The sequence below is a fragment of the Cecembia sp. genome, assembly GCF_007126775.1.
GTDB lineage: Bacteria > Bacteroidota > Bacteroidia > Cytophagales > Cyclobacteriaceae > Cecembia.
Window position 1 is genome coordinate 1 of sequence record NZ_SLAP01000158.1, and the last position, 8,901, is coordinate 8,901.

7 protein-coding genes are annotated in these 8,901 nt (G+C 41.1%); 5 read left to right on the top strand and 2 right to left on the bottom strand.

Going from position 1 to position 8,901, the window contains the following annotated elements; translation table 11 throughout:
- The 3 genes from QZT73_RS10275 to QZT73_RS10285 all read left to right on the top strand — a co-directional run.
- The coding region (locus tag QZT73_RS10275; RefSeq protein ID WP_291787997.1) for an outer membrane beta-barrel family protein at positions 1-1,537 on the top strand (1,537 nt) is incomplete at its 5' end.
- A 115-nt stretch (positions 1,538-1,652) separates the two neighbouring features.
- Positions 1,653-2,690, top strand: coding sequence for an iron-containing alcohol dehydrogenase (locus tag QZT73_RS10280; protein ID WP_291787999.1), 1,038 nt, complete (start codon positions 1,653-1,655; stop codon positions 2,688-2,690).
- Positions 2,687-3,889 carry an MFS transporter gene (locus QZT73_RS10285; RefSeq protein ID WP_291788001.1) on the top strand — a complete coding sequence of 401 codons (1,203 nt, stop codon included), beginning with the start codon at positions 2,687-2,689 and terminating at the stop codon, positions 3,887-3,889. Before QZT73_RS10280 ends, QZT73_RS10285 begins: the two co-directional genes overlap by 4 nt.
- Positions 3,890-3,906: 17 nt before the next feature.
- Here QZT73_RS10285 and QZT73_RS10290 read toward each other — a convergent pair whose 3' ends face one another.
- Together QZT73_RS10290 and QZT73_RS10295 are read right to left on the bottom strand one after the other, a co-directional pair.
- Complete coding sequence (locus tag QZT73_RS10290) at positions 3,907-5,274, bottom strand: sugar phosphate nucleotidyltransferase (protein ID WP_291788003.1); 1,368 nt, start codon at positions 5,272-5,274, stop codon at positions 3,907-3,909.
- A gap of 4 nt (positions 5,275-5,278) precedes the next feature.
- Positions 5,279-6,568, bottom strand: coding sequence for a serine hydrolase domain-containing protein (locus QZT73_RS10295; protein WP_291784414.1), 1,290 nt, complete (start codon positions 6,566-6,568; stop codon positions 5,279-5,281).
- A gap of 307 nt (positions 6,569-6,875) precedes the next feature.
- Here QZT73_RS10295 and QZT73_RS10300 point away from each other — a divergent pair, with 307 nt between their 5' ends.
- Together QZT73_RS10300 and QZT73_RS10305 are read left to right on the top strand one after the other, a co-directional pair.
- Positions 6,876-7,433: a DUF2911 domain-containing protein gene (locus QZT73_RS10300; protein ID WP_291784415.1), complete on the top strand. Its 558-nt coding sequence runs from the start codon at positions 6,876-6,878 to the stop codon at positions 7,431-7,433.
- A 294-nt stretch (positions 7,434-7,727) separates the two neighbouring features.
- A complete protein-coding gene (locus tag QZT73_RS10305) occupies positions 7,728-8,612 on the top strand; it encodes a trypsin-like peptidase domain-containing protein (protein WP_291788006.1) in 885 nt (294 codons plus the stop codon).
- The last annotated feature ends 289 nt before the right edge of the window (positions 8,613-8,901 follow it).

Below are 8,901 nucleotides of genomic sequence, written 5' to 3' on the forward strand. Positions count from 1 at the left end.
AGAAGGAAATTTATACCAGGAAGCATTTGGGGGAGATTCATTGTTCATCACCAAACAAACTGTCAATGGCAGGCTATATACGCTGGACAACAATGTAAGGGCAGGACTGGATTATTATTTCAATGAAAAAAGTGTATTGACAGGTTCATACTTGCTCCGAAGAAGTGATGCTACCAGGATAACGGACATCCGGTACAATGATTTCCTTTTCACCCCGGACAACCAACAAAGTTATTCCCTGAGGAGGCAAGAGGAACTTGAAAAAGAACCCAATGCTGAATTTTTGATCACATACAAGCGAAGCTTTGAAGAAAAAGGCCATGAACTGACAACGGTCCTGACATTTTTGGATTATTGGGAAAATTCCGATCAGGTCTTTACTGAAAACACCTTTAGTCCTGAGGGCATCCCCATTCCATCCCGATCCCTTTTGCAGACCTCTATCAACGATGAGTTTGAAAAGCAATATTTGATTCAAGTAGATTATACCAAGCCCATTGGCTCAGAAGGGAAACTTGAAACAGGTTTGAGGAGCAGCTTCCGAAATATGGAAAATGACTTTATCGTGGAAGAACAGGATGAACAAGGAAATTTCAATCCCCTCCCCGGATTGGACAATATTTTTCTTTACCAAGAAAATATTCATGCCCTCTACGGTATTTTAGGTAACAAAAGCAACAAGTTGAGTTATCAAGGTGGCTTACGTGCAGAATACACCGATGTCAAAACCACCTTGGTCAGGACCAATGAAGTCAATCCCAGGGATTACCTTAACTTATTCCCTAGTACTCATTTTACCTATAATTTCAACGAGGAAAATGGCTTACAACTCAGCTACAGCAGGAGGGTTAGGCGGCCATTTTACAATGACCTCAGCCCATTTATGACCTTCTCGGATGCCAGAAACTTTTTCAGTGGAAATCCGGACCTTGACCCGGAATTTACAGATGCCATTGAATTGGGTCACATCAAATACTTCGAAAAAGGTACTGTGTTTTCTACGATATTTTACCGCAATACTACAGACAAAATTGAAAGAATCCGTACAGTGGACAATGAAGGTAATGCCACCATCCGACCGGAGAATTTACTGGGAGAACAATCCTTTGGTTTGGAGTTTGCTACAGATTATCAGATTTTCCCCTGGTGGAAAATCGATTTCAATATGAACTTCTTCTATGCTTCCGTTGACGGAAGCAATATTGAGGGAAACTTCATGGCCACAACTTATTCATGGAATGCCCGACAAAATTCCAGGTTTAACTTTGGTAATGGGATTACAGGCCAGTTAAGGAGCAATTACGAAGGGAGGCAACGCATTGCACAAGGAATAAGAAAAGGTATCTTTTTTATGGATGTCTCTGCCAGCAAGGAAGTCTTAAATAGTCGGGGCACCCTTGTCTTAAATATTGCCGATGTTTTTAACTCCAGAAGAGACCGCTATATTTTGGAAGGACAGGGATTTTTGACAGAAGGAAACTTTTTGAATGTAAGAAGACAGATAAATCTGAGTTTGAATTATAGGATTAAGCAATAAATTTGAAACTGAAATATTAACATGTAGTATCACTCCTTTTGAGGTATTTTTTTATTTCAAAATATTATATTTCAATTTCTTATCACTTCATTTAGCCAACCTTCTTGCTTTTGCCATGAAATCACAAATTCACTATGATGTTACCTACGGTCATTTACTGACGAATGAATTATGCACTAAATACCAAGGCCTTAAAACTCTCGTTGTAACCGACCCGACTATAAAAAGTAATTACGGAGCATTATTTTCCAGACTGAATCCCAATTTCCTGTTTACAAAAACGATGGAAGCCAGAATTTTGGAACAGGAAAACCAACTTTTACCCCCTTTTGACCTTGTAATTGGATTGGGAGGAGGAATGGCCATGGACATTGCAAAATTTCATGCTTGGGAAAGTGGGAAAACCTTGGTTCAGGTACCAACGGCCATTTCAGTGGATGCCATGTTTTCCTATCCAATTGCACTGCGGTATGATGGGAAAGTCAAATATGTGGGGGAAATAATACCCGAAAAAATTTACTGTGATTTCAATATTCTCCAATCTACCCCACCCGTCTTAAACCGATCTGGCATTTGTGACCTATTGAGTTGCCATACTGCATTATATGACTGGCAATTGGGCGCTGAGAAGGGCAAGAGTCATTTGGATGCTGAACTTTATAATAAAACTGCTACGCTACTTCAAGAAGTAAAAGACCAGGTAGACGATATCTATCAGGTAACAGAAAAGGGAATACGTTTATTGATGGAAGGATTTAAATTTGTGGCTGTAGAAAATTATAAAATAGGTCATTGTCAATACGAAGAAGGTTCAGAACACTTCTTTTATTATTGTTTGGAAGCGCTGACCCAGAAACACTTTTTACATGGTAAAGTGATTAATTTGGGCATCTTACTGATGAGTATGTTGCAAGAAAATAAGGTCCAGGAAATAAAAGCCATTATTAAAAAAGCAGGGGTACCTATCCATCCAGGATCAATGGATATTAGCTATGATGATATTGCTCAGGCGCTAAGGCAATGTAATGCTTATGTGGCAGAAAAAGGTTATAGCTACTCTATACTCAATGACAAAACCATTACGGAAGATTTTATCAATGACGCGATCAATACCATAAAATCTGAGTTTGACCCCACCTTTCAGGCGAAATGAAATCCAAAGTGCTGACTATTCCTCAAATTCTGCTTCGGTTTCGAGTAGCGACCTACCTGTATTGGGCATTGTCAGGTGCTTTTTTATGCTATTATATATTGTTTTTTGAAGAAATCAGAGGAATAAAGGCAAGCGATATAGGCTTAATGATGTCTTTGTATACTTTATCGGCTTTAATAGGCCAAAATGTTTTTGGCTTTTTTTCAGATAAGCTAAAGAGCAATAAAATCCCTATTGGATTGGGTGTAGTCTTTTTGGGCATATCTTTTTCCCTCTTTCCTTTCCAAGAAAACATCCAACTTATTTATGCCAATATGATGGCCATAGGATTCCTGCAGCAGCCTATTGGGCCTATGATAGATGCTTGGGCACTCCGACATCTAAGCGTCCATAATGAAGAAAAACTGTATGGCAAAATACGGGGGCTTGGTTCATTCGGCTGGTCCAGCGCAGCAATAATTACGGCTTATTTGATCCAAAATTTTGGATGGAACATGATGTATTGGGTCGCTGTTTTCTGTACACTTTTACTTTTTGTAGTAGTAATGGTTACCCCGGATTGTCAGATCGATGGAAAACATACTTCAGATAAGGCGTTAACCCTAAAAACTGCGATTAAAGCATTATTCGGAAATCCTTCTTATGTGTATATCCTTTTGGTGATTTTTTTCTTGTACCTAGGAGTTCAAACTGCCTATAACTACATGGGACTTATCATTAAGGAAACTGGAGGAGGGGTAGTTGCCCTAGGTTGGACTTATTTTGTGGATGCGGGAAGCGAAATTCCTGCGATGTTTTTGTCTGTTTGGTTACTGTCGAAATATGCCCCAAGAAAACTGATGATAAGTGCTGTAATCCTTTACATCCTACGTTTTGCTATCATTTTATATTTCCAAACCCCAATAGTAGTGACCTTTGCCTCTATTTTGGAAGGGTTTGCCTTTGGCCTCATGCTTACCGCCTTACGGAAATATATTTTTGATATTATCACACCGGAAGTTCAAACCACTGCCCTGACTATCTCTGATGCAGTATTCTTAAGCCTGAGTGTAATGATTGGGGGAGCAGTAGGGGGTTGGATCATTCAAGAGTATTCTACTATGACATTACTAAGCGTGTGTATGGGATCAGCTATCATCGCTTTATCTCTATTATTGCTGGGAAAAAGGTTTGATCTTCAATCAGAGACTAAAATTTAATCCTTCCAACATAAAAATTACCAACCATATTTTTCAGGACCCCAATCTTTGATTACTGTGTTTTGTTTCAATAAAATGATTTTCCCATCTCCCAAGTCTTCCGACAGGATGACCCCAGGACCTACTATGCTTCTGGCTCCAGTCTTGACGCCGGGAAGCAAAATGGCATTGACCCCTGTTCTGGCATAATCTCCAATATAACAGGCGTTGGCAAAATCCTGCCCTTCTACCTTTTCCCTCCTACTCTTCACCTTTTGATCAGACAGACTATCATCAAACCTTAGTGATCCACAGACTGTACCGGCACCAATATCGGTATTTTCCCCCACAATACCTGCTATTTCCATATAATGGTAAAGATAAACCCCATCAAAAATAACGCCTGACAACTCCGCTGCATGCAATACTTTACAGCGATGGCCAATTGTACTTCCAGCTTCGATGTAGCAGTAATATCCAATTTCACAGTGGTCTCCTATGACATTGTTTCCTTTGAGTATGGCTCCGGCTTTGATTTCTGTATGGTCACCAACCCATACGTTTCCTTCTATAATGACATTTTTCCCAATTTTGGAATTTCTCCCAAGTCTTACGAAGCCATCAATCATGGCACTTGGGTCAATTTCCGCTCCTTCATTCAAAACATTTTCCTTTATCTGAGCACAAATGTCTTCGTTATTTTGGTAATTGGCCTGGAGAATATGCCAAGGCTTATCCAAATCAAAAGCTGGTAAATTACAGACTAAGCCCTCCAACTTTTTTCCCTTATCCATCCAATCTACCAATGCTGCTTCCAAAAAAACCTCATCGGGAGGCATCATGCCAACTTCCACACTGGGGAAAATGGGTGATACTTTGGTCAAAAATGGAATGATGTCTTGCTCCAAGGTAAAGGCTAAAAAATGGTGGCTGGTTTCTGACCTGGAATGTCCAATAATTTCCTTAATAGTACCATCCGGATGGAGGTTACAACCTATATAATTTCTGGAAGTTTCCTGATGCTTCAAAAGCAAAGCAGAAGAACCTTTTGATGCTTTCAAAAACCGGTCAAAATCAGGCTTTTCAAGCCATATATCTCCATACATCACTAAAAATCTCTGGCACTCTATTTTTTTTAGACATAAAAAGAGTGATTGGGCATTTCCCTCAGTCTCCCCTACCTGAATAATCTCCACATCTTCCACATTCCGCAAAGCATAACGGTACGCTTGTTCATGTTGGTTTACCGCTACCAAAATATGTTTAAATCCGGCACCTTTTAACAATTCTATTTGATGAATCAGTATAGGTTTATTGGAGATGGAAATCAAAGATTTGGGACGAATTTGGGCATAGGGCCACATCTTTGACCCTTTTCCGGCACTCAATATGATAGCTGTATCCATTTTTTCAATCATCCAATAAGGTAAAAACCATCTGCCTGAATTTCCAGCCGGTCTGATCACCTGAAGTTTGACTGGTTTGCTTCATGACGATGCCAATGACTTTTTCCTGAGGATCGGCAAAGTACTGCGTATTAAAATAACCGCCCCAATCAAAGGTGCCTTCACTGCCAATGCCTCCCTCTGCCACACCCTGCGCAGTCACCACACCGAAAGCCAGACCATAATGCTTGGCCCCAGACCAAAGGTCACCAATTTGATTTTTCATCATTGTTTCTATGGTATTGCGGCTGAGGATGCGTATCCCATTCAGTTCTCCCCCATTTAGGTACATCTGAAGGAAAGTAGCATAGTCCTTTGCCGTACTGGAAAGACCAGCACCTCCTGAAAAGAACCTTTTGGCACCGCTGATAGGATATTGAGGGTCATAAAAGGTGACCGGGAAATTTTCCCATTTGCCATCGACTTTGCGCTGAACTTTAACCAACCTGTTTGCTTTGGCATCAGGCAGGTAAAACCAAGTGTCCTGCATACCCAGTGGTTCAAATATCCTTGTCCTTAAAAACTGGTCAAATGGCATGCCTGAGACAATTTCTATCAAATAACCCAAGACATCCAATCCTTCGGAATAGGTATATTTCTCTCCAGGGTTATGGTGAAGCGGTAGTGCTGCCAGTTTCTTTATATTGTCTCCGATGCTGATGTTCTCAGTGGTATAGAGGTCCACTATGCCGGCTTTTTGGTAAATCATCTTCATCCGCTCATCTCCGTCTATCACACCATAGCCCAATCCAGAAGTATGGGTAAGTAGATGGCGGATGGTGATTTCTTTATTGGCAGGACGGGCGGTAAATGAGGAGTCCGCAAATCTGAAGTTCTGAAGAACATGTGGGTTTTTGAATTCCGGAATCCAGTTGGAGATCGGGTCGTCCAACCTGAATTTCCCTTCTTCCCAAAGCATCATCACCGCAGTGGATGTAATGGCCTTGGTCTGGGAGGCAATTCTGAAGATAGCATCTTTGGACATGCCTTTTCCGTCGGCTGCATCTGCTTTACCCTTGGCTGCATGATAGACAATTTTCCCATTTCGGGCTACCAAGGCCACCAAGCCAGGGATCTCATCGTTTTGTATCGCTTCCTCCAACATGGCGTCCAGTTTCTTCAATCTCTCAGGAGCGATGCCTACACTTTGTGGGGCAGCTTCTGATAGCGGAGGGGATTTTTTTATAGAGGTAGTTTGTGCAAAAGTAAAGGGGATGATTAGAAACAGAAATAAGGTAAAATAGGCTCGGTTCATGTTGGTTGGAGAAAATTGTTGACAATCATTTCAGTTAAGAAATCTAATTAAAAATAATGGCTTTTCCAGTTTAAAATTTGGGGAAGTGGGAAGAAAGTGAATTGGGGATTTTCCAAAACTGAAATTGTCTAACTGAAGAATAGTGGGCAAACATCCTGTTTTGGTGCATTTGCTAAGAATGGATAGAAAGAATGAAAAAAACCAGCCTCATAGGGAAAGGATCTAAACAATTGCATAATTCCTTAAACCCTTGTTAACCAAACTTTTAATCCTTACATTTCTTTTTAATACAAAACGAAAAAACGCCATGCTAAAAAAAGTTCTCATCGGTCTAGGAATTTTCATCTTGATACTGGTCATCGCATTTGCCTACATGAATTATCGCAGCAGGTCGGTAAGTCCTCCCGAGGTGATTAGCTTGGAGGTGGATGGTCTTCAGATCGAGTTCAACTATAGCCGTCCGACAGCAAGAGGTCGCCTGATTTTTGGTACGGAAGCAGAGGGTGCTTTGCTGCCCTTTGGGAAATATTGGCGCTTGGGTGCCAACGAATCCACCGAAATCACCATCAATCAGAATGTCAGTTTCAATGGAGCGCCTTTGAATGCGGGTACCTACAGGCTTTATGCCATACCAGGACCTGAATCCTTTCGAATAGGCGTAAATACAGAACTTGGGAAATGGGGAGCCTGGGAACCCGATTACAGCAAGGATGTATTTGTCACCGAGGTACCTGTCAACCCGCTTGACCAAACTGTAGAGCAACTGACTGCCCGTTTAGAAGCTGGTGAAGGTGCTGGTGCGATCCTGTACTTTGAATGGGCTGAGGTGCAATTGGCTATTCCGATAGCGATTGCATCGCAATAATATTCATAGGCTAATTTTATCACTAAAAAAGCCATGAAAATGGCTTTCTCCAAATTTCTACTTCTCAAAATCCTAAAATACCCTGTACAAGGGATGTTTTTAAAAAGATTAATGGGGATATTGGGAAGGATAGTCAGAATATAGACGCCACTATGGCGTTTATCAACCAAATCTGGAATTCTTTACTCCATTATGGCGTGAGAGAAACGTGGTAAAATATTGTCAGAAAACTCCCAAAGCAACACCCGGAAAATTGAGGCCATAGAAATTTTGTAAAAGGCAAACCACCAAAATATGTTTCAAGCAGCCATTGAAAAAGTAGCGTCCTTTACCAGGCCTATCCATACCATCTTGCGGACCTATGGGGGAAAACAAATTATCCCAGGGGCCGCGACGCTGTTTTTTGTAAATGAAGAAGGCTATGCCGTTACCTGTAAGCATGTCATCAAAGTGCTCGCCGCTTCAGATAAGCTGACAGAAAATTACAATGCCTTTAAAAAAGAAAGGGCTCAGCTTCCAAGGGATGGAAAGTACAGGAAAAACCTTAAAGGCCTTGAATTGAAATACAAGTTGAACCCGGAAACAGAAATACAGATCAAGAACACCTTTGTGGACTGTGTGGATTCCATGACGGGCTTCACATGGCATCTACATCCCAAATATGACCTGGCCATCTTAAAATTCAATGACTTTAAAACCCTTCATTACAAGGATTTCGCCATCTTTAAGAAGGATACTTCGCAAATAAAACAGGGCGAGTTTTTGTGCAGATTGGGTTTCCCCTTTCCCGAATTCAACAATTTCAGGTTCGACGAAAGTACAGACGAGATTGAATGGACCCAAGCGGGAATCAAGACTTCCCCTAGATTTCCATTAGAAGGAATGGTGACTAGGTTTTTGGCAGAAGAAAACAAAGTATATGGCATTGAAATGAGTACCCCTGGACTCAAAGGCCAAAGTGGTGGCCCCCTTTTCAATCAAGAGGGAATCGTGTATGGCATGCAGTTTTCCACCAAGCATTTGCACCTTGGCTTTGACATCGTTGAAAAAGAAGTTCTGCTCAATCATCAAATCAAGAAAATATCGGATCATGCTTTTATCCATTTGGGCCAATGCATCCATGCAGATATCATCAAGGAATTTTTAAAGCTGCATCAGGTGAAGTACTATGAGGAATAAATACTGGGCTTTACTATGTAACTACAACTATGTTAAAATGACCAATGATTTTAAAACTCGTGTCTTTAACTCGAATTCAAAGACTTTTCAAAGTAAGGATAAGTAGCTAAATTTAAATTCTTGGTGGATAGCATAAAAGAATTCCATAACATTGAAACCTAAATCGACTTAGTAGGCAGGGCGGGAATGACGATCCCATACGTACGGGAGGCCGGATCCGGCCTTGCTGGGGGACGGAACGTTAATAAATGATCCCTTCGGTCCCGATAGCTCGGGATTTAGTGACGGG

Bases quoted from the DNA above. Each gene is read 5' to 3' on its own strand.
- QZT73_RS10280 (WP_291787999.1), top strand. From the start codon at position 1,653: ATGAAATCACAAATTCACTATGATGTTACCTACGGTCATTTACTGACG.
- QZT73_RS10285 (WP_291788001.1), top strand. From the start codon at position 2,687: ATGAAATCCAAAGTGCTGACTATTCCTCAAATTCTGCTTCGGTTTCGA.
- QZT73_RS10290 (WP_291788003.1), bottom strand. From the start codon at position 5,274: ATGGATACAGCTATCATATTGAGTGCCGGAAAAGGGTCAAAGATGTGG.
- QZT73_RS10295 (WP_291784414.1), bottom strand. From the start codon at position 6,568: ATGAACCGAGCCTATTTTACCTTATTTCTGTTTCTAATCATCCCCTTT.
- QZT73_RS10300 (WP_291784415.1), top strand. From the start codon at position 6,876: ATGCTAAAAAAAGTTCTCATCGGTCTAGGAATTTTCATCTTGATACTG.
- QZT73_RS10305 (WP_291788006.1), top strand. From the start codon at position 7,728: ATGTTTCAAGCAGCCATTGAAAAAGTAGCGTCCTTTACCAGGCCTATC.